Origin of the sequence: Pseudomonas sp. DWP3-1-3b3 (assembly GCF_049896305.1) — a bacterium.
GTDB lineage: Bacteria > Pseudomonadota > Gammaproteobacteria > Pseudomonadales > Pseudomonadaceae > Aquipseudomonas > Aquipseudomonas azotoformans_A.
Window position 1 is genome coordinate 55941 of sequence record NZ_JAFCUA010000005.1, and the last position, 19275, is coordinate 75215.

Annotated in this window: 17 protein-coding genes; 6 read left to right on the top strand and 11 right to left on the bottom strand. The window is 59.9% G+C overall.

Annotated elements, in window-relative coordinates; genetic code table 11:
* Positions 1-13: 13 nt before the first annotated feature.
* Both ACP7BX_RS16615 and ACP7BX_RS16620 read right to left on the bottom strand, forming a co-directional pair.
* Positions 14-1600: an ABC-F family ATPase gene (locus ACP7BX_RS16615; RefSeq protein WP_026000030.1), complete on the bottom strand. Its 1587-nt coding sequence runs from the start codon at positions 1598-1600 to the stop codon at positions 14-16.
* Positions 1601-1742: 142 nt separating this feature from the next.
* Positions 1743-2981 (bottom strand): MFS transporter, encoded by a 1239-nt coding sequence (locus ACP7BX_RS16620; protein WP_314530238.1) that lies wholly within the window; start codon positions 2979-2981, stop codon positions 1743-1745.
* Between the two features lie 155 nt (positions 2982-3136).
* Here ACP7BX_RS16620 and ACP7BX_RS16625 point away from each other — a divergent pair, with 155 nt between their 5' ends.
* Positions 3137-3949 (top strand): class I SAM-dependent methyltransferase, encoded by an 813-nt coding sequence (locus ACP7BX_RS16625; protein ID WP_426131208.1) that lies wholly within the window; start codon positions 3137-3139, stop codon positions 3947-3949.
* Between the two features lie 137 nt (positions 3950-4086).
* On the opposite strand, the gene ACP7BX_RS16630 is transcribed toward ACP7BX_RS16625, so the two are convergent.
* A complete protein-coding gene (locus ACP7BX_RS16630) occupies positions 4087-4473 on the bottom strand; it encodes a TIGR03067 domain-containing protein (RefSeq protein WP_426131206.1) in 387 nt (128 codons plus the stop codon).
* Positions 4474-4791: 318 nt separating this feature from the next.
* Between ACP7BX_RS16630 and ACP7BX_RS16635 the strand changes: the two genes are divergently transcribed.
* Together ACP7BX_RS16635 and lpxO are read left to right on the top strand one after the other, a co-directional pair.
* On the top strand, positions 4792-6102 hold the full coding sequence (locus ACP7BX_RS16635) for a Wzz/FepE/Etk N-terminal domain-containing protein (RefSeq protein WP_314530145.1): 1311 nt from the start codon (positions 4792-4794) through the stop codon (positions 6100-6102).
* 251 nt (positions 6103-6353) lie between these two features.
* The gene (gene lpxO, locus ACP7BX_RS16640) at positions 6354-7253 is read left to right on the top strand and encodes a lipid A hydroxylase LpxO (protein ID WP_010210619.1); all 900 of its coding nucleotides are present in this window, start codon (positions 6354-6356) and stop codon (positions 7251-7253) included.
* Positions 7254-7274: 21 nt separating this feature from the next.
* Here the strand turns inward: lpxO and ligD are convergent, their stop codons facing one another.
* Together ligD and ACP7BX_RS16650 are read right to left on the bottom strand one after the other, a co-directional pair.
* The gene (ligD, locus tag ACP7BX_RS16645; protein WP_426131204.1) at positions 7275-9734 is read right to left on the bottom strand and encodes a DNA ligase D; all 2460 of its coding nucleotides are present in this window, start codon (positions 9732-9734) and stop codon (positions 7275-7277) included.
* A 3-nt stretch (positions 9735-9737) separates the two neighbouring features.
* On the bottom strand, positions 9738-10568 hold the full coding sequence (locus ACP7BX_RS16650; protein ID WP_028616049.1) for a Ku protein: 831 nt from the start codon (positions 10566-10568) through the stop codon (positions 9738-9740).
* Between the two features lie 184 nt (positions 10569-10752).
* On the opposite strand from ACP7BX_RS16650, the gene ACP7BX_RS16655 reads away from it, so the two are divergent.
* On the top strand, positions 10753-11067 hold the full coding sequence (locus tag ACP7BX_RS16655; RefSeq protein WP_426131202.1) for a hypothetical protein: 315 nt from the start codon (positions 10753-10755) through the stop codon (positions 11065-11067).
* A gap of 12 nt (positions 11068-11079) precedes the next feature.
* Positions 11080-12237 (top strand): PQQ-dependent sugar dehydrogenase, encoded by a 1158-nt coding sequence (locus ACP7BX_RS16660; protein ID WP_426131200.1) that lies wholly within the window; start codon positions 11080-11082, stop codon positions 12235-12237.
* 32 nt (positions 12238-12269) lie between these two features.
* Here ACP7BX_RS16660 and ACP7BX_RS16665 read toward each other — a convergent pair whose 3' ends face one another.
* Both ACP7BX_RS16665 and ACP7BX_RS16670 read right to left on the bottom strand, forming a co-directional pair.
* On the bottom strand, positions 12270-12749 hold the full coding sequence (locus tag ACP7BX_RS16665; protein WP_426131198.1) for a DUF1348 family protein: 480 nt from the start codon (positions 12747-12749) through the stop codon (positions 12270-12272).
* Between the two features lie 53 nt (positions 12750-12802).
* Positions 12803-13366 carry a TetR/AcrR family transcriptional regulator gene (locus ACP7BX_RS16670; protein WP_426131196.1) on the bottom strand — a complete coding sequence of 188 codons (564 nt, stop codon included), beginning with the start codon at positions 13364-13366 and terminating at the stop codon, positions 12803-12805.
* 125 nt (positions 13367-13491) lie between these two features.
* Here ACP7BX_RS16670 and pssA point away from each other — a divergent pair, with 125 nt between their 5' ends.
* On the top strand, positions 13492-14835 hold the full coding sequence (gene pssA / locus ACP7BX_RS16675) for a CDP-diacylglycerol--serine O-phosphatidyltransferase (RefSeq protein WP_426131194.1): 1344 nt from the start codon (positions 13492-13494) through the stop codon (positions 14833-14835).
* Between the two features lie 62 nt (positions 14836-14897).
* Here pssA and efeO (ACP7BX_RS16680) read toward each other — a convergent pair whose 3' ends face one another.
* The 4 genes from efeO (ACP7BX_RS16680) to efeU are packed head-to-tail and all read right to left on the bottom strand — an operon-like array spanning position 14898 to position 19114.
* A complete protein-coding gene (gene efeO / locus ACP7BX_RS16680; protein WP_016979902.1) occupies positions 14898-15716 on the bottom strand; it encodes an iron uptake system protein EfeO in 819 nt (272 codons plus the stop codon).
* Between the two features lie 26 nt (positions 15717-15742).
* Complete coding sequence (gene efeB / locus ACP7BX_RS16685) at positions 15743-17041, bottom strand: iron uptake transporter deferrochelatase/peroxidase subunit (protein WP_426131191.1); 1299 nt, start codon at positions 17039-17041, stop codon at positions 15743-15745.
* Between the two features lie 14 nt (positions 17042-17055).
* Complete coding sequence (efeO, locus tag ACP7BX_RS16690) at positions 17056-18258, bottom strand: iron uptake system protein EfeO (RefSeq protein WP_426131189.1); 1203 nt, start codon at positions 18256-18258, stop codon at positions 17056-17058.
* 10 nt (positions 18259-18268) lie between these two features.
* Positions 18269-19114, bottom strand: a complete 846-nt coding sequence (gene efeU, locus ACP7BX_RS16695) for an iron uptake transporter permease EfeU (protein WP_426131187.1) — start codon at positions 19112-19114, stop codon at positions 18269-18271.
* Between the last annotated feature and the right edge of the window lie 161 nt (positions 19115-19275).

The following is a 19275-nucleotide window of genomic DNA, read 5'->3' on the forward strand; positions in this document are numbered from 1 at the left end:
CTGGCGGAGTGTTTTAGAACACCACACCTTGGCTACGCAGGTAATCATCATAGGTGCCGCTGAAGTCGATCACGCCGGTGGCGCTCAACTCGATGATGCGGGTGGCCAGGGACGATACGAACTCACGGTCGTGGCTGACGAAGATCAGCGTGCCCGGGTAGTTCTCCAGCGCCAGGTTCAGCGCTTCGATGGATTCCATGTCCAAGTGGTTGGTCGGTTCGTCCATGAGCAGCACGTTCGGCTTTTGCAGGATCAGCTTGCCGAACAGCATACGGCCTTGCTCACCACCGGAAATCACCTTCACCGACTTCTGGATCTCGTCGTTGGAGAACAGCATGCGACCCAGGGTGCCACGGATCATTTGCTCGCCTTGGGTCCACTGGCCCATCCAGTCGAACAGGGTCACGTCGTCTTCGAAGTCGTGGGCGTGGTCCTGGGCGTAGTAGCCCAGCTCTGCGGCGTCGGTCCACTTGATGCTGCCGGCGTCCGGGGTCAGTTCGTTGACCAGGGTGCGCAGCAGGGTGGTCTTGCCGATACCGTTCGGGCCGATGATCGCTACGCGCTCGCCAGCTTCAACCTGGAAACTGAAGTCTTTGAACAGCGGCTTGCCGTCGAAGCCTTTGGCCATTTTTTCGACCATGACGGCCTGACGGTGCAGCTTTTTGTTCTGCTCGAAACGGATGAACGGGCTTACGCGGCTCGACGGCTTGACTTCGGCCAGTTGGATCTTGTCGATCGCCTTGGCACGGGAAGTGGCCTGCTTGGCTTTCGAGGCGTTGGCCGAGAAGCGGCTGACGAAGGATTGCAGCTCGGAGATCTGCGCCTTCTTCTTGGCGTTGTCCGACAGCAGTTGCTCGCGGGACTGGGTCGCCACGGTCATGTACTCGTCGTAGTTGCCCGGGAACAGGCGCAGCTCGCCGTAGTCCAGGTCAGCCATGTGGGTGCACACGCTGTTCAGGAAGTGACGGTCGTGAGAGATGATGATCATCAGGCTGGAGCGCTGGGTCAGGATGTTCTCCAGCCAGCGGATGGTGTTGATGTCCAAGTGGTTGGTCGGTTCGTCGAGCAACAGCACTTCAGGATCAGAGAACAGCGCCTGGGCCAGCAATACGCGCAGTTTCCAGCCTGGGGACACTTCGCTCATCGGGCCGAAGTGTTGTTCCAGAGGAATACCCAGGCCCAACAGCAATTCACCGGCACGGGATTCGGCGGTGTAGCCGTCCATTTCGGCGAACTCGGTTTCCAGCTCGGCCACGGCCATGCCGTCTTCTTCGCTCATTTCCGGCAGCGAGTAGATGCGGTCGCGCTCGGCCTTGACCTTCCACAGCTCTTCGTGGCCCATGATCACGGTGTCGAGCACGGTAAATTCTTCGTAGGCGAACTGGTCCTGGCGCAGTTTACCCAGGCGTACGTTCGGCTCAAGCATGACCTGGCCGCCGGACGGGTCGAGGTCGCCGCCGAGGATTTTCATGAAGGTCGACTTGCCGCAACCGTTGGCACCGATCAAACCATAACGGTTGCCGGCGCCGAACTTGACCGAGACGTTCTCGAAGAGCGGCTTGGCGCCGAACTGCATGGTGATGTTAGCTGTGGAGATCAATTACTTTACCTATCAATGGGTTGCGAGCGTGGCGGCAGGAGCCTTCAGGCATGCGTCAACAGCGACATCAAGGCGCGAAACCCGGTCGCTGAGCAGAAAATTTTGGATGTGTGTTGGAATTTGGCGCGCATTGTCGCATATGTCAGGCGACAGTTGTATGTCCGGCGAAGGATGGTTTTGCCAAGGTCTCCGGCATCGCCAGCCACAGCAGCGCCAACGCCAGTGCCGCCACGCCGGCCAAGGTCAGGAAGGCCGCGTTGTAGCCGGCCTGTTGCACCACGAAACCGGCCAGGCTGCTGCTCAATGCCGCGCCCAGGCCGAAGACGGTGGACAGGGCACCCAGGCTGACGTTGAAGCGTCCGGTGCCTTGGGTCAGGTCCTTGACGATCACCGGGAACAGCGCGCCGAAGATCCCGGCGCCGATGCCGTCGAGCATTTGCACGGCCACCAGCCAGTACGGGTCGCTGGACAGCGTGTAAAGCACGCCACGCAGCGGCAGGATCATAAAGCCGGCCATCAGCAGAGGCTTGCGTCCCCAGATGTCGGCTTTGAGTCCGACCAGCCAGGCCATCGGCACCATCACCAATTGCGCGGCGACGATACACGCCGACGTCAGCGGCGTGGCCATCTGCAGGTTGATCTGCGCGAGCTTCTGGCTGACCAGCGGTAGCATCGCGGCATTGGCCAGGTGGAACAGGGCGCAGCAGATCGCAAACAACAGCAATGGACGGTTCGCCAGTAATACCCTCACGCCGGAGGGTTGTTCGTGGTCCGTGTGATGCTCCGGGTCAAAACCACGGGCGACCTCATGATCGATCGCTTCTGCCGACACGCAACTGATCGCGACGATACTCGCCACGGCCATGAAGGCCATCAGGTAAAACACCACCACGGGCCCAAACAGATAGGCCAGGCCACCGGCCAACAGCGCCGCGACGGCATTACCGGCGTGGTTGAAGGTCTCGTTGCGCCCCGTACGGCGGGTGAACGCGCGTGGCCCGGTGATACCCAGCGAGATTGCGCTGATGGCGGGCGCGAATACGGACGCGGCGACAGCACTGGCGGCCTGGGTCAACGCCACCAGGCTGAAGGAACTGACAAAGGGCAGCAGCAGGCAACTGCCGGTCACCACGATAGCGGCCAGCGCCACCACTGCGCGCTTGCTGCGCGTTCGGTCGATCAGGGCACCCGCCGGGCCTTGGGTGAGTAGGGCGGCGATGCCTGCCAGCGTCATCACCACGCCGATGCTGGCCGGGTCCCATTTGTGCACGGCCAGTAAATAAATGGCCAGGTAAGGGCCGAGGCCGTCGCGCACATCCGCCAGGAAGAAATTCAGGCTGTCCAGGGACAAGGCATTACGCAGGTCGGAGTGTTTGGCCACGGCGAGGTCTTCGGAGGCGGCGTTCAGGGGCTGAACACGCATTGCGTTAATGACCTGTGGGCCCTGCGTTAAGTTTCGCCCGCTTCTCGGGGTTTTAATCCGAGGGCACTTGGCTTATTTTCTGGGCCCCGCTGTTATGAATATCTGGAGACGCAATGGACATGCCCTCAGCTCAACAGGCAATCGACTGCAACAAGGACGCCTGGGACCAATCCGCCAGCCTGCACAAAACCACTGACACCTGGAACGCGCTGCTCAACAGTGTCGGCGCGGCTGGCTTTTCTTGCCTGGACCCGACGCTGACCGGCTTGCTGCAAGCCGTGGGTGTGGACGGTAAGGATGTAGTGCAACTGTGCTGCAACAACGGCCGCGAAAGCCTTTCGCTATATGGCCTGGGTGCGCGTTCGGTGGTGGGCGTGGATCAATCCCGGGCGTTTCTGCAACAGGCCCGTGAACTGGCCGACGTCTCACCGCACAATCCGGAGTTCATAGAAAGTGATATCCACCAATTGCCGCAACGTTTGCAGGCGCGTTTCGATATCGCGCTGGTGACCATCGGCGTGCTGGGCTGGATGCCGGATGTGGCGCAGTTCATGCGCCATGTTGCCAGCACCTTGAAACCCGGCGGCACGCTGGTGATGTATGAAACCCATCCGTTCCTGGAGGTGTTCGATCCGCGAGCGTCAACCCCGTTCCTGCCGGCCAGTTCCTACTTCCAGCGTGAGCCGTTTGTGCTGCAGGAGTCGATTGTCTATGAAGGCCAGGGCGAGGTGGCAGGACCCACATCCTATTGGTATGTGCATACCCTGGGTGACGTGGTCACTGCCGCAATCTGCGCGCAGTTGCAGATAGGCCACCTGCAGGAATATGCGCACTCCAATCGCGAAGAGCTGTACGACCAATACGAGCACCAGCCGGCGCAGTTGCCGATGTGCTTTACGTTGACCGCCACCAAGCGTGCGGAATAAATCGGTGTACCCCAGGCAAAAAAAGCCCGCGAGAAGAGGCGGGCTAAGGGATTCACTGGAGTAGGTAGCTTTCACCCTAAAGATCTGAGAGTGAAGGCTTTGTGAAAATACGGTCGTAAGTTCGGATGGCGCGCTGATCAGGCGCGACGCACAAAAGTGCGCATGGTTTGACCTGCGGCCGTACTGAAAACAGTAGGCCTGGGCATACTTTCATCGGCGGCAATAAACATAAACTCATCCGCTTCCAGGCGATAGCTGGCGGGCAAATGTTTGCCGGCGTCATCGCCTATGGAGTCCACCCAGGTAATGCTCTTGGGCGCGGCGCTGCTGTCCAGGTAAAACCGGCCAGCCAGCAACACCTCGCCACTGACGGTCTTCACTTCGAAGCGGTCGCCGGTAATGGTGGTGATTGCCCCTGGCGCGCTGTGGGCATCGATTGGATTGAGCACGCCGCTGTCTTCGAGTGAGATCTGCTCCCAGGCGCCTTGCAGGGCTTGAAAGTCCGGGTCTGGAATGGATGACATACAAATTCCTTTTTGCTGAAGGGTTTTTCGCTGGTCGCTGTATTAAATGCGGCGCTTTTTTTTAATTAATGCGTCATTGCGTGTAGGGATAGTCTTATTTTTCAAATTGATATACGATTTTTCGTAACTTCGACAGGCGATTAGCGTTAATTTGCCTGCCCATGGCGCGACGTCTGAAACGAACCCTCTATGCTCCGATGCCTGCCGAAGGCCTCAAGGTTCGTGTGCTCTTACGTTGCTCCCTGTTTATCAAGTTGCTGGTCAAGCCTTTACTTTAGTAGTAGGACGCTGATTTCAACTCATCAGGATGCAAGGCATTTGAACAACACTCCCCAGCTTCATCAATATCTATCCTCAGATGAGATAGATCTCTTTGAATTGTTCGGCGCGATCTGGAAGCAAAAAAAACTTGTCTTCGGTTGTGCGATCTTTGCGGGCCTTCTGGGAGTAGGCTATGCGTACCTTTTGCCCAAGGTCTATGAGGTCAGCAGCGTGCTGCGACCTGCGGCAATCAATGAGCTGGATGCCCTCAATCGTTCCGATATCTACATGCTGCCGCCGGCTGACGCGTTGACCAAAGTCGCCGCGCAGTTGGATTCCTACGAAACCCGCTTGGGGTTTTTCCGGGCCAATCCCGTGCTGTTTGAAGCATTCCAGCAGCCAGGGCGCAGCCTTGAACAGAGTTTCGAGGCTTTCAACAACAGTGCCATCCATCTTGTGATGCCGGATCCTAAAAAGGCCGACAGCAATACCATTCGTCTTGAAATGCAGTACCCCCACGGGATAGATGGGGTGGCCATTTTAAATGGATTCGTGGCTTATGCCATTGCACGACAACAGCAGCAAGTAGGGGCGGACCTGAAGGTCATCGTCAATAACCGCCTCAGCGAACTCAAAGGCAAGATCGATTCGGCACGCGCCAACTATGAGACCGGCAAGGCATCGCAGATCGCCAAATTGTTGGAGGCGGATAGCGTAAGGCGTGCGCAATTACGCGACGAACTCAGCGCCTTGCGCTTACAGATGGAAGCGCTGCGTACCAGTCGCCTGGCCGAACTGGCCGAAGCCATCTCCATTGCCAAGTCAATCGGCATCAGGAATCCCACCACGCCTTCCGCAATGGGCAGCGAAACACAGCATGGTTCCGTCCAGGTGATGCGCACTGAAGTGACCAATCAGCAAATTCCCTTGTACTTCATGGGCAGCGAAGCACTGGAAGCAGAACGTGCTGCGCTAGCGCGACGTACCAACAACGATTTCACCAACCCGCGCATTGCTGAGATAGGCAAGGAATTGCGCATGCTTGAGGTCAACCGCGAAGTGGAAGTCCTCGACAGCCGTAAGAGTGAAGACATGTTCCTGCAAAATGTCGAACCCCTCTGGGCAGAAGAAGCCCGGCTGCGCAGCCTCAATATTGATATGAGTGCGCTGAAGCTGGTAACGGTCGACCGCCAGGCCCAGGAGCCGCTTGGGCCAATCAACCCCAAAAAGTCCATGATCGTTGCAGTGAGCCTGATGGCGGGTCTGATGCTGGGCGTATTGGTGGCACTGATCCGACACTTCGTCCGGGTCCGCCGCGAAACCGGTCCCTTTTCGGTGCACGATGAGCGCCGTTTGCCACGCCCGTAGGTCCCCAGAGCTTTCTCGGGCTTGCCGCACAACAAGCCCGCCCAACACATTCACAAGACAGCTTTTCACAATTCTTGGTTAACTTTTAGTTACAACCTGTGGCTAAATAACTGCAAAGGGCCACGAGCCGGGTTGTCACTCAGCCGGTCGTGCCCATTGTGTGAATTGTGATTTCAGGTGCTGCTATCCAACCTCGGCCGTTGTGGGCACGCAGGAGCAGCCTGTTCTCTTCTGACTTGTGACGAAATCTCTTGAAACTCATCATTGTTGTTCTCTACGTTGCCTCGATTGCGTATGTGCACCTGCGTGGCCGGGTGCGGCACAAGCTGGGCCGCCAACTCAGTGATCATTCGACCTTCCTGGCACCGATCAACTGCTTTCTCTACCTCTTCTCCAAGCTGCCCAGCCGACCGTATCTGTCGCCCAGCGATTTTCCCGATTTGAGCCCGCTCCAGGAACACTGGGAAGAAATCCGCCTGGAAGGGCAGAATCTAATGCGCGCCGGAGAAATCAAGCGTTCGGACCAGTACAACGACGTGGGTTTCAATTCGTTCTTCAAGTCGGGCTGGAAGCGCTTTTACCTGAAATGGTATGGCGACAGCCATCCTTCAGCGATGAAGCTGTGCCCGCGCACCACTGAGCTGGTGCAAAGCATCGGTTCGATCAAGGCCGCGATGTTCGCCGAGCTGCCACCGGGCTCCAAGCTGGTACGCCACCGTGATCCGTATGCCGGTTCATACCGCTATCACCTGGGCCTGGATACTCCGAACGATCCTGGCTGCTACATCAATGTGGATGGCGAAAACTACTACTGGCGTGACGGCGAGCCGGTGATGTTTGACGAAACCTACATCCACTACGCCGAAAACACCACGCAGCAGAACCGCATCATCCTGTTCTGCGACATTGAGCGCCCGATGAAGTATCGCTGGGCCGCTGCGTTCAACCGCTGGTTCAGCCGCAACGTGATGGCGGCCGCTGGCTCGCCCAACGATGCCGGGGACAAGACCGGTGGGCTCAACCGCGCGTTCACACGCCTGTACAAGATTCGTCTGCGCGGCAAGGAATTGAAAAAACGCAATCGCACGCGCTACTACCTGGAAAAGTGGGCGATCTTTGCTGGATTGGCGGCCATCTTCCTGCTGATCTGAGGCCCGCTTCATGGGCGCTGTTCACTCCGGTGGATGGGCGCCCAGTTTGTCCCACATCCTCTTGCTGATCTTCTGTCGATTGGCATATCCCGCCCAGGGATCCGCTTTCAAAGCATTCAAACGTTGCTGCAGATTGGCGACTGTCCATTGTTGCGCACCGCGTAGCCCCTTCAACTCCTCACGACTGACTGGCACCGACACCGGCAAACCCGGCCGCGCACGCACGGAATACGCGGCTACGGTGCTGGCTCCCCGTGCATTACGCAAGTAATCGATAAAGATCTTGCCGATCCGGTTCTTGGGCCCTGATGTCGCGGTAAAACGTTCGGGCAACTGCTCGGTCATGAACTGGGCGATGGCCTTGGCGAACGCTTTGACGGTGTCCCAGCCGTCACGACGCGCCAACGGTACGATCAGGTGCAGGCCTTTGCCACCGCTGGTCTTGACGAACGCTTGCAGCCCCAGCTCATCCAGCACCGACAGGGTCAGTTGCGCGGCCTCCAGCATGGTTTTCCAGGGCAATGCCGGGTCCGGGTCGAGGTCGAGCACAAACAGGTCTGGGGTTTCGATCTTGTCCGAGGTGGCGCCCCAGGTGTGAAACTCCACTGAGCCCATTTGCACGGCACCGATCAGCGCGCCGACGTTGTCGATTTCCATCAGCCGCGCATGGCCGGGATCGAGTGCTTGGTCGAGCTGCTTGATGTTGGGTATCGCCAGGCGCTCCGAGTGTTTCTGGAAGAATTGCTCGCCCTCGATACCTTCGGGTGCTCTCAGCAGTGACACGGGCCGATGGTGCAGAAAGGGCAGAATCCACTGGCTGATGCTGTCGTAGAACTGCGCCAGTTGCTGTTTTTGCGTGCCGCTTTGTTGGTCGATCACGCGGTCTGGGTGGGTGATATTCACATCACTGCGGGTGTTCTTGGCAGGCTTCATGGATTTGGCCGTTCGCGGTTGTTCATGAACAATCTGCGCTGCCGGCTTGTCGGTGCGCAGCCCGACGAACGCGGCTTGGCGGACCACGCCCTCGCGTGTCCACTCGGCAAACTGCACCTCACCGACCAACGTGGGCGCCACCCAATGCACGCCACGTGCTTGGGTGCTGGTCAGCGGTTTCTCAAGCGGCGATGTCTTGCGCTCCAACAATGTCAGTTGCGCATAAATAGTCTTGAGCGATGCTTGATCAAAACCCGTGCCCACGCGGCCTGCGTACACCAGGCCAGTCTCATCATTGACTGCCAGCAACAACGCGCCGAACCCCGTGCGTGAGCCTTGCGGCCGGGTATAGCCGACAATCACGAACTCCTGGCGCAACCGGCATTTGAGTTTGATCCAGTCGGCATTGCGGCTGGAGACGTACGGACTGCCCAGGCGCTTGCCGATCACGCCTTCGAGGGCCAAGTCGCAGGCGCTTTCAAAGATGTCACGGTGGTGCGCGGTAAATGCCTCGGAAAAACGTAGCAATTGGCTGTGGCTACCGGCCAGAGCGACTTTGAGGGCGGCGCGGCGATCCTCGACGGGCGCCTGGCGTTGGTCTTGGCCGTTGAGAAACGGTGCGTCGAACAAGTAATAAACAATGTCCAGACTGGGGCCGATATCAAAGGCGTTTTGCAGCGCCTGGAAGTCCGGCAGGCCGTCGCCATTGAGGCTGACCACCTCGCCATCCAGCCAGCTGTCCTTGAGCTTCAGAGCCTGCAAGGCCTTGACCTGGCGCGGCAGACGGTCGGTCCAGTCATGCCCGTTGCGGGTAAACAGGCGCACGTCGCCGTCCTGAATGCGTGCAAGCATGCGGTAGCCGTCGAATTTGATTTCGTATTGCCAATCGCCTTCGGGGGCGCGATCCACCAGGGTGGCCAATTGCGGGGTGAATTGCTCGGGAAACTGGGTTTTCCTGGCTTTGGCCCGAGCCTTGGATGTTCCCACTGAAGTATCGCTGAGCACGCTGTTCGGCTGGGCCTGGACGATATCGTAGTCGTCGGCCGCGCGCGCCTGCGGGTCCTTTTCCTTGATCAGCAGCCATTGTTGCTTGTCGCCGCTGCCTTTCAAGCGCGTGCGCACCAGCGCCCAGTCGCCGGAGAGTTTCTCGCCGACCAGGGTGAATTTGAGCTTGCCGTCCGCGTAGGCCTTGCGGGGTTCGTCATGGGGCTGCCAGATGCCACGGTCCCACACGATGACATCACCGGCGCCGTATTGACCGGCGGGAATGCTGCCTTCAAAGCCGCCGTAGCTCAGCGGATGATCTTCTACATGCACGGCCAGGCGCTTCTGGCTGGGATCCAGGCTCGGGCCTTTGGGCACGGCCCAACTGAGCAGCACGCCGTCGAGTTCCAGGCGAAAGTCATAGTGCAGGTTGCGTGCATCGTGCTTCTGGATCACGAAGGACAGCGCCGAGGCTTTGCGTTTAGTGCCAGGCGCACTGCCTGCCGGTTCCGCGGTAATCCCGAAATCGCGCTTGCGGTTGTATTCGCTGAGGGGCTTGGACATGACTCAAGAGGCCTTGGTGGATTTCTTCGTAGCCGGCTTTTTCGCGGGTTTGCCAGCCAGGCTGCGCTTGAGCAGTTCCGTCAGGTCGATCACATCGGCGGACTTGCGCTCTTCGCTGTCCCTGGTCTCCACATCCTCGATCTTGCCGGCCTTGGCCTTTTTGGCCACCAGCGCCATGATTTTTTCCTGGAAGCTGTCGCGGTAGTCATCCGGCTGCCAGTCGGCGCTCATGTCGTCGACCAGGCGCTTGGCCATGTCCAGTTCGCCCTTGGCCAGGCTCGGTTTGGTCACGTCGCTGCCCAGCTCCAGTTCGTCCAGGCTGCGCACTTCGGCCGGCCAGCGCAGCATCACCAGCACCAGCGCCGAGTCCAGGGGCATCAACGCCGCCAGGTGCTGCTTGGTGTGCAGCACCACATTGGCCAGGGCGACCTTGCGAGTTTTTCTAAGGGTTTCCCTTAGCAAGGCGTAGACCTTGCCGCCACGCTTATCCGGTGCGAGGAAGTAGGGGGTGTCGATGTTCTGCAACGGGATCTGGTCGCTGGCGACAAACGCGATGATCTCGATGGTCTGGGTCGATTTGGGGTGGGCCGAGCGGATTTCTTCTTCGCTGAGCACCACATAGCGGCCTTTCTCGAACGCAACGCCTTTGACGATGTTGTCCTTGGTCACTTCTTTGCCGGTGGTCTTGTTGATGCGCTTGTAACCCACTGGATCCATGCTGCGCTTGTCCAGCCAGTCAAAGTCAACGCCTTGGGAGGAGGTGGCCGAGACCAATGAGACCGGGATATGCACCAGGCCAAAGCTGATGGCGCCTTTCCAGATTGCCCGTGGCATAGGTGCGATTCCTTTTGATTAGGCTGTGTTCTGGTGACTCGAAGGCGGTGGGAAAAGTTTCCCCGAGCAGATGCGCGGACAGATCGTGTTACACCTGATGAGAAACTATTTAGTGTCGAAAGCCGAACCCAAGGCGTAGCGTGTTATCGAAAGCACGTACTCCTCGCCCCAGAGAGGCTTTGTCATGAACAGTTGTATGCGTCACGTAGCAGCGCTGTTGTTGGGTCTGGCCCTTATCCCGGTGGCCCAGGCGCAAAACCTGCCCGGCAGCAACAATGGCAACAACGGACCGATCCACCGGGCCAATCCCAACAGCATGCAAGGCACCCAGCCGAATGCGCCGGCCGTTCGCGGTATCCAGACCGGGCCGACCACACGCACGCCGACCCTGGAAAACGGCGGCATCGGCAACAGCTACCCCAAACGTAATGCCGCCCCCAGCCGCCCGGCCACCGAAACCAAAGCCCCCACTTATGATGCCAACGGCAATCGCCGGTAAGGATCTCGCCTTATGTTTCTACGCAAAAGCCTGTTAGCCGCCCTTTGCGCCACCACGCTGCTGCCGTTGACGGCCGCTCACGCCGCTGACGCCCAGCAGTTCCCCAGCGAACAGGGCAGCATCACCGCGACGCCGATCGCCAAAGGCCTGGACCACCCATGGGCGGTGGCCTTTTTGCCGGACAAGCAAGGCTTCCTGGTGACCGAGCGCCCTGGTCACCTGCGCTTTGTCAGCTCCGACGGCAAGCTGTCCGCGCCACTGAAGGGTGTGCCTGAAGTCTGGGCCAAAGGGCAGGGTGGTCTGCTGGATGTGGTGTTGTCGCCGGACTTCAAGGAGGACCGCATGGTCTACCTTTCCTACGCGGAAGGCGGCGGCAAAGGCGGTACCGCTGGCACAGCCGTGGGCCGTGGGCGCCTGGCGGCAGATCTGAGTGGCTTGACCGACTTCCATGTGATCCTGCGCCAGGAGCCCAAGTTGTCGACCGGTAACCACTTCGGCTCGCGCCTGGCGTTCGACCGCGATGGCTACCTGTTCGTGACCCTGGGTGAAAACAACGATCGCCCGACGGCCCAGGACCTGGATAAGTTGCAAGGCAAGGTCGTGCGCATCTACCCGGACGGCCGCGTGCCGGATGACAACCCCTTTGTCGGCCAGCAAGGCGTGCGCCCGGAGATCTGGTCCTACGGCCAGCGCAACCCTCAAGGGCTGGCGCTCAACCCGTGGAGCGGCACGATCTGGGAAAACGAACACGGGCCACGCGGAGGTGATGAGATCAACATCATCGAGCGCGGCAAGAATTACGGTTGGCCGTTGGCCACCCACGGCATCAACTACTCCCTGACACCGATTCCCGAAGCCAAGGGCAAAACGGTGGAAGGCACAGTGCCGCCCCATCATGTGTGGGAAAAGTCGCCGGGTATCAGTGGCATGGCGTTTTACGATGCGGATCGCTTCAAGCCCTGGCAGCACAACGTGTTTATCGGTGCGCTGTTCAGCCAGGAGTTGATCCGGTTGCAGTTTGATGGCGACAAGGTGATCCACGAAGAACGTTTGCTCGGCGGCCTGAAGGCGCGGATCCGCGATGTACGGCAGGGCCCGGACGGGTTCTTGTATGTGCTGACGGATGAAGAGGATGGCATGTTGTATCGGGTTGGGCTGAATCAGGATTAAGCAGTGGGGCCGGCAAACCGGCCCCAACTGTTTTACAGCCCCAAATCGGACAACCCCGGATGATCATCCGGGCGTCGGCCCAGCGGCCAGTGGAACTTGCGCTCGCTTTCCTTGATCGGTAGATCGTTGATACAGGCAAAACGATTGGCCATCAGGCCGTTCTCGTCGAATTCCCAGTTTTCGTTGCCGTAGGAGCGGAACCAGTTGCCCGAATCGTCGTGCCACTCATAGGCATAACGCACCGCGATGCGGTTATCGGTAAATGCCCACAACTCCTTGATCAGTCGGTAGTCCAGTTCCTTGGCCCATTTGCGGGCGAGGAAACCTTTGGCTTCTTCGCGGTTATGCGCAAATTCGGCACGGTTACGCCACTGTGTGTCCAGCGTGTAGGCCAGGGATACCCGCTGCGGATCACGGGAGTTCCAGCCGTCTTCGGCCAGGCGGACTTTCTCCATGGCCGACGCGCGGGTGAACGGCGGCAGGGGCGGACGTGTTTCTACAGTCGATGACATTGGCAATTCCTCAATGAATAAGGATTGATCGGAAGTTGCGCCTACTGGCGGGTTCAAAGTCCCAATAATGTTCGCGCCATGCATTGCGCATTATCGGCAGCCGTTGAATCGCCCATCACCAGGGCAACGGTAATGGCGCCATCGATCAGGATCAGCAGTTGCGCGGCCTGCCGTTCGGGGTCGGGGGTGCCATGTGCTTGACACAGTTCAAGTGCGTACTCGAACAGTTTCTGTTTATGCGCCTTGGCGAGCAGGCGCACCGGGTTTTGCGGATCACCGGTTTCACCACTGGTGTTGATGAACGCGCAGCCCCGGAAGTCGGCGGTGCCGAACCAGTCCTTGAGCGCGCTGAACAGCGCCAGCAGGCGTTCTCCTGTGTCTTCGCGGCGTTCCACTTCAGTGCGCAGCCACTGCATCCAACGCTCATCGCGACGTTGCAGCGCGGCCATCACCAACTCGTCTTTATTGGCAAAGTAGCGGTAGATACTTTTTCTCGAAACGCCGGCAGTTTTCACCAGAAAGTCCATGCCGGTGGCGGCGATGCCATGGCGATAGATCAACTTTTCTGTGACGTCGAGGATAATGTCGCGGGTTTCATTACTGGTCATGTCGTTCATGCTTCGAACAGTAGAACGATCGTTCTTCTTGGTCAATTAAAATTTTTCCATGCGTCGCAGCGAGACCTGAGCACCCCCATGGTGTAAGCTCGGGGCCTCTTCGGATTCGACCCATTGCGAGCCTTATGCAGTCGTTCTTCAAACGCTCCCTGTTGCCCAAACTGCGCGGTTTCCCCCTCACTCCCGAGGCCCTTGAGGTGCTGTCCGGCGCCGACGCCTATCGTCGCTGCCTGCTGGAGAAGATTGCCCTGGCCACCCGGCGCATCTATATCGTCGCGCTGTACTTGCAGCAGGACGAAGCGGGGCAGGAAATCTACGACGCCCTGCACGCCGCCAAGGCTGCGCGGCCGGAATTGGACATCGTGGTGGTGGTCGATTGGTTGCGCGCCCAGCGTGGTTTGATCGGCGCCGGCAAACAACCGGGCAACAGTGCCTGGTACCAGGCCATGACCCAAAGCCACAGCAGCGAAGTGCCGGTGTACGGCGTGCCGGTGCAAACCCGCGAGTTGTTCGGCGTGCTGCACCTCAAGGGCTTCGTGATCGACGACACGGTGCTGTACAGCGGTGCCAGCCTGAACAACGTGTACCTGCACAAGTTCGACAAGTACCGTTTCGACCGCTACCACTTGATCCACAACCCAGCGCTCGCCGATTCCATGCAGCACCTCGTGGAACACGGCCTGGTGGCGTCCAAGGCGGTCAATCGCCTGGACCTGCCCAACCCGCCCACCACCCGCAGCCTGCGCAATGACATCGGCGATCTGCGCAGCCGCCTGAAGCACGCGGCTTACGACACCACGGCCGGGCAACTGCCCAATGGTCACCTGTCAGTGAGCCCTTTGCTCGGGGTCGGCAAGAACAACCCCCTGAACCGGGTGATTCTCGAACTGATCGCCAGCGCCCAGCATCAACTGACCATCTGCACCCCGTACTTCAACCTGCCGCTGCCGGTGACCCGCGAAATCAACCGCGCCCTGGCGCGCGGGGTGAAGATCGACATCGTCGTCGGCGACAAGACCGCCAACGACTTCTACATCCCGCCCAGCGAGCCGTTCAAGGTCATTGCGGCGCTGCCTTACCTCTACGAAATCAGCCTGCGCCGCTTTGCCAAACGCCATCAGCCGATGATCGACAGCGGCCAGTTGAACCTGCACCTGTGGCGTGACGGCGATAACACTTACCACCTCAAGGGCATGTGGGTCGACCAGCGCTACACCTTGCTCACCGGCAACAACCTCAACCCGCGCGCGTTTCGCCTCGACCTGGAAAACGCCTTGTTGATCGATGATCCCAAAAGTGAATGGCTGGCGCCGCGACGCACTGAGTTGGCGCAGATTTTCCAGCACACCACGCGGATCGAGCGTTATCAGGACCTGCAAACGCTGCCGGACTACCCGGAGGCAGTCGGCAAGTTCCTGCGCCGTGTCAGCCGTGTGCGGATCGAACGCTTGCTGTACCGCATCCTGTAAACCGGCAGGCAAAAGAAGACCCGGCGCCTTCAACAGGCGCTGGGTCTTTTCTTGTGTGTCGCTTAGTTCAAGCCCAGCTTGCCGCGCAAGGTAGACAGGTCTTCCGCCAGGGTGTTGACCGGGCCCACCAGGGCCTTGCGGTCGTTTTCCTTGACCTTGTCGTAGGTCTCGAAACCACCGTCCTTGGTCTTGTACTTGGCCAGGATCTTGTCCACGGTGGCGAAGTTCTTGTCGACCTTGGCCAGGAACGCTTTGTCTTGTTTCTCGATCTGACCACGGAACAGGTCGACGATTTTCTTCGCCCCGTCGATATTGCCCTGGAAGTCATACAGGTCGGTGTGGCTGTAGCGGTCTTCTTCGCCGGAGATCTTGGTGGCGGCGACTTCTTCAAGCAGGGCTGCTGCGCCGCCGACGACTTTCTCCGGCGGGAAGGTGAGGCCGTCGACGCGGGTCTTGAGGTCATTGACGTCGGTGTTGAGCTTGGCGGTCAGCGCTTCCAGGCCCTTGGTGGTGTTCTGCGAGAACAGCGCGTACTCGATACGGTGGAAGCCGGTGAAGTCTTCGGCGGTCACGCCTTTTTCGTGGTCGTCGACGCGCGAATCGATGGACGCATCGAGGTCGCTGAACAGCTCGGCGATTGGCTCGATGGACTCATAGTGCACGCGGGTCGGCGCGTAGAGTTTCTTGGCGGTGGCCAGGTCGCCCTTGTTGATGGCGTCGGTGAAGGCTTGGGTCTGGGTGACCAGCTCGCCGATTTCTTCGGTGACGTAGATTTTGTAGTCCGACACCGGCCCTACCAGGTCCAGCGGTGCGGTAGCGGCGAAGGCTGCCAGTGGCGAAAGGGTCAGCAACAACGACAACGCGATAGACGACTTTTTCATGGGACGATTTCCGCTCTGGGTTTGTTTTAGGTATGGGCAGTGGTGTGAGGGTGCGTTGCAGCCAGCAGCGTGCGGCCGATGAAATCCTTGGGCCCGGTGACCCCCGGCAAGGTGAAGAAGTACCCGCCGCCGACCGGCTTGAGGTATTCCTCCAGGGGCTCGCCGTTGAGCCGGGTTTGCACGCTGATAAAGCCTTTCTCCAGGTCAGCCTGGTAGCAGATGAACAGCAGCCCCATGTCCAGCTGACCGTTTTTGTTGACGCCGTTGGAGTAGTTGAACGGCCGGCGCAGGATCAGGTTGGCCTGAGTCTGCGGGGTGCGCGGGTTGGCCAGGCGGATGTGGGCATCGAGCTTGGTCACTTTGCCTTCCGGGTCCTTGCTGTAGTCGGGCACCTGGGTTTCTTTGTCGCCGTCCATGGGCGCGCCGGTCGGCTTGATGCGGCCGATGATGCTTTCCTGTTCTTGCAGCGGGGTACGGTCCCAACGCTCGACGAAGTTGCGGATGATGCGCACTGCCTGATAACTGCCGTTGGCCGCCCAGGCCGGTTCGTCGCTGCCAGGCTGCACCCACACAATCTGGTCCATGGTCTTGGCGTCGTTGGAGTTCGGGTTGGCCGAACCGTCACGGAAACCCAGGAAGTTGCGCGCACTCTGCGCAGGCTCGCCGGATTTGCTCGGCGCCTGGGGCGGCACGCTGCCTTCCTGCTTCCAGCGCACCAGCAGCAAGTCGGGCAGGTTTTTCACGATGTCGCGCAGGGCGTGGATATTGGTGTCCGGCGTGTTGGAGCTGAATTGCAGACTCAGGTCGCCGTGGCACTGCGCCGGTTCCAGCGCATCGTTGGGGAAACCCACCATGCGGCTCAGGCGCTTGGGCTTGACGGCGCTGAGGCCGAAACGCTCATCGAACAGGGATTCGCCCACGGACACGGTAATGGTCAGGTTATCTGGCGTGACCACCGGACCGAGGATGCCGGAGTCGGTCGGCGGCAGTTTGGGGTCGACTTGCGGTACGGTGCCGCCGGTCATCAGGAAGCTGATGCGTTCGTTCAAGGTACGGAACAGCCGCTCCAGGTCCTCACGATCACTGGCCAATACATCGAATGCCACGAGCATTCCGCACGCCGGGCGCGGGGTGACGATGCCGCTCTGGTGCTTGCCGAAGAAATCGTGGTGGTCCTGGGTCTTGTCGCTGCGCGGTGCAGTGGTGACTTGCTCGGCGGCCATGGCCGGGCAGGTCAGGGTGCTGCCGGCAATCGCGGCGCCGGTGGCGGCCATGCCCAGCAGGACACGGCGGCGCTGGAGGTCAAATTGTTTCGAATCACTCATGTGTGCGGTCGTCTTCACTGCAGGCCGGAGAGGCCAAGGGCGGGGTCGATTCCATCGAGTGCAGCGGCCAGAGCCTTGGCCTTGTCGGCGATCTGCTTGCGCTGATCGGCGGTTACGCTGTCATAGGTGGCGTAACCCTTGTCGACCTTGAAGACCTGGAGTTCGGCATCAAAGGCGGCGAGGGCGCTGTCGACCTTGGGTAACAGGTCGGCGGCAGACTTGGTCAGCAGTGGGCGCATCAGGTCGACAACCTTGTGGGCAGCTTCCAGGTTGGCGGCGAAACCATTCAGGTCGACGTGGCTGTAGCGCTCCTCTTCACCGCTGATGGCACGTACATCGGCCAGGCTGTTGAGGTTGCGAACCACAATGCTCACCAGTTGCTCCGGCGGCAGCGACTGGGCGAGCAGTTGTTGCTTGAGGGTGGTGACGTCGGCCAGCAGACGCTGGGCAACCGGCGCCAAGCCATCGAGACTGCGTTGCTGGAACAGGCTGTATTCCAGGCGATGGAAGCCGCTGAAGGCCGGGTCCTGCTCGCGCTTTTCAAAGTAGTCGGCGCGGGCGTTGATCGCGTTGTCCAGCTCGGCAAGGCGTTGCGACGCGGGGGCCAGTCGTTGGTAAGCCTCGCGCGCCGGAACGTAGAGCGCTTGAGCCTGGGCCAGGTCGCCGGCGTCGACGGCCTGTTGCAAGGCGGTGACGGCCTTGACCAAGGCGCTGCCTTGGCTGCTCAGGTACACGCGGAACTCCGATAGCGGCCCGATAAACGCCACCATCGACGGCTTGGCCTTGGCTTGCGCGTCGGACTCGGCGGTCGGTGTTACGTGCAAGGTGCCGCGCGGGTTGCTCAGCAGGCCGCAGGTGATCGCGTAGTCGCCGGGCAGCAGGTTGGCGTTGATCACTTGGCTCAGGCCGGGGGCGATGTTTTCACGTTCTTCGACCACCAGCACGCCGTCGAGGATTTCCCATTCCACCGCACGGTCGGACCGGTTGATGATGCGAAAGCTGGCGTGGCCGGCGGGCACCGTCAGCTCGTTCGGTTCGCAGGCGTGGCCATGGATGGTCACGGCGATTTCATTGTGGTTGGTCTGGCGCTTGCTGGCCGCCAGTTGCGAGGCGTAATAGAACAGGCCTCCGGCGGCGATCATCACGACCACCGAACCCGCCACGGCCCAGCGCAGAGCGCGGGGTGGCGAGGAGGGTTGAGGAGTAGGCTTGGACAAGAGGCGGTCCTTACTGGCTGGAAACGGAAGAGGGCGAGGCGGCAGGCTTGGACGGTGCGGCGGGCAGGAAGAACATCACCAGCGCCACCACCAGGTAAATCAGGTAGGCGCCGAGGGTGCTGATGGTCGGCGCTTCCTGGTAGCCGAACATGCCGGCCAGTACCGAGCCCAACGGGCTGTCCATGGGCAGTGCGGCGCTGAAGTCGAACAGCACGGTTTGCAAGTGATTCCATACGCCCGCTTCGTGCAGGGCTTGCACTGAATTGGCGAGGATGCCGGCGGCCACGACGAGGATAAACAGGCCGGTCCAGCGGAAAAACGCGCCCAGGTTCAGGCGCATGCTGCCGGTGTAGATCAGGAAGCCGACGATGATCGCCAGGATCAGGCCGAGCAGGGCGCCAATCGGCGCGCCTGGGCCTTCGCTTTGTTGGAACACGGCCAGCAGGAAGAACACGGTTTCAAGGCCTTCGCGGGCCACGGCGAAAAACACCATGAGGATCAGCGCGGTGACTTGGTGCTTGGAGCCGACCAACGCGTGATCGAGGGATTCGTGCAGGGAATGCTTGATGGAGCGCGCCACCTTGCGCATCCAGAACACCATGGAACTGAGGATACCCACGGCGACCAGGCCGACGATGCCTTCGAACAGTTCCTGCTGTTTTTGCGGGAATTCGGCGCTGACCAGTTCCAGGCCGCCGCCGACCAGCAGGGCCAGTGCGGCGGCGAGAAATACACCGATCCACACGGCGGGCATCCACTGGCCACGGCCGGTCTGTTGCAGGTAGCTGGCGATAATGCCAACGATCAATGCGGCTTCAATGCCTTCACGCAGCATGATGAGGAAAGGAACGAGCATTCGGCACCGCGTCACAACTAGATAGGGTGCTAAGTTGTAACATAATGATACTCATTGCTAAACAACAATTCTTGACGTTTGCTGAACAGTGGCTGAACGGTGGTGGCAATGCGCGTCCACCCTTATGATGCGTGCCATTCTTTGCGCAGCTCTGGATACGC

Coding starts and splice junctions, on each gene's coding strand:
- ACP7BX_RS16625 (WP_426131208.1), top strand. CDS start 3,137: ATGGACATGCCCTCAGCTCAACAGGCAATCGACTGCAACAAGGACGCC.
- ACP7BX_RS16630 (WP_426131206.1), bottom strand. CDS start 4,473: ATGTCATCCATTCCAGACCCGGACTTTCAAGCCCTGCAAGGCGCCTGG.
- ligD (WP_426131204.1), bottom strand. CDS start 9,734: ATGTCCAAGCCCCTCAGCGAATACAACCGCAAGCGCGATTTCGGGATT.
- ACP7BX_RS16650 (WP_028616049.1), bottom strand. CDS start 10,568: ATGCCACGGGCAATCTGGAAAGGCGCCATCAGCTTTGGCCTGGTGCAT.
- ACP7BX_RS16655 (WP_426131202.1), top strand. CDS start 10,753: ATGAACAGTTGTATGCGTCACGTAGCAGCGCTGTTGTTGGGTCTGGCC.
- ACP7BX_RS16660 (WP_426131200.1), top strand. CDS start 11,080: ATGTTTCTACGCAAAAGCCTGTTAGCCGCCCTTTGCGCCACCACGCTG.
- ACP7BX_RS16665 (WP_426131198.1), bottom strand. CDS start 12,749: ATGTCATCGACTGTAGAAACACGTCCGCCCCTGCCGCCGTTCACCCGC.
- ACP7BX_RS16670 (WP_426131196.1), bottom strand. CDS start 13,366: ATGAACGACATGACCAGTAATGAAACCCGCGACATTATCCTCGACGTC.
- pssA (WP_426131194.1), top strand. CDS start 13,492: ATGCAGTCGTTCTTCAAACGCTCCCTGTTGCCCAAACTGCGCGGTTTC.
- efeO (WP_016979902.1), bottom strand. CDS start 15,716: ATGAAAAAGTCGTCTATCGCGTTGTCGTTGTTGCTGACCCTTTCGCCA.
- efeB (WP_426131191.1), bottom strand. CDS start 17,041: ATGAGTGATTCGAAACAATTTGACCTCCAGCGCCGCCGTGTCCTGCTG.
- efeU (WP_426131187.1), bottom strand. CDS start 19,114: ATGCTCGTTCCTTTCCTCATCATGCTGCGTGAAGGCATTGAAGCCGCA.